This is a genomic window from Novosphingobium sp. GW835-FHT14H07, assembly GCF_058793515.1.
Window position 1 is genome coordinate 1 of sequence record NZ_JBXAFX010000083.1, and the last position, 932, is coordinate 932.

Genomic DNA, 932 nt, shown 5'->3' on the forward strand with positions numbered 1-932 from the left:
AGTGCCTGATTCAGAAGTTTCTCAATTCCAGCAATATCTTGCGGTTCGGCGCGTGAGCATTCGGATTGAAGCTATGAGTGCCCATGCGGTTGAAGACGCGATGGACTTTTCCCAGTCCTTGGCAAGGCGTCGGCAGCGGCCAAGCCATGCGAAGGTTCGCTCTACAACCCATCGGCGTGGTAGCACCTCGAAGCCCTTGGCTTTGTCGGAACGCTTGATGATCTGGATTGTCCACCTGCCCATGCCGACGAGAGCGGATCGTAGTTTGTCGCCGGCATAGCCGCCATCAGCGAACACATGGCGCAGCCAGGGGAACCGCGTGCGAACAGCGGCCAGCACATCGACAGCACCGTCGCGATCCTGAATGTCGGCGGTGTGGACGAGAATGAAGATCAGGAAGCCGCAGGTGTCTGTCAGGATGTGCCGCTTGCGGCCTTTGACCTTCTTGCCAGCGTCAAAGCCCGTAATTCCGCCACTTTCAGTGGTCTTCACCGACTGGCTATCGATCACTCCAGCACTCGGCGAGGCTTCGCGTCCTTCGATTCCCCGCAAGTTCATAACCAGCACGGTGTTGATGGCTTCAAACAGACCGGCATCGCGCCAGGCGTAAAAGTAGCGCTGCACCGTCGACACCGGCGGAAAGCACTTGGGCAAAAGTCGCCACGCACACCCGCTCGCGGCAATGTAGAGTATCGCGTTCAAAACTTCGCGCATGTCTGCCGTTCGAGGTCGGCCTCCGCGCTTGGCCGGAGGAACGAATGGCGCTGACAGCGCCCACTCCGCATCGGTCATATCCGATGGATATCGCAATCCCTCCCGGCTATGCTCACGCCGGGCAATACCAGTCCATGTCACCATTCACTCCTTCTCTTCGCAAAGAGGCGTGAATCACAACATGCTGGTATTGCTCAACAACTTTCGGTTCGGGCTCT

1 protein-coding gene is annotated in these 932 nt (G+C 58.0%); it reads right to left on the reverse strand.

The genetic code is table 11. The features are described 5' to 3' along the window. Window positions 1–21: 21 nt before the first annotated feature. Entirely contained in the window at window positions 22–858 is an 837-nt protein-coding gene (locus tag AC1Q5P_RS21905) for an IS5 family transposase (protein WP_066554072.1), read from the reverse strand. Between the last annotated feature and the right edge of the window lie 74 nt (window positions 859–932).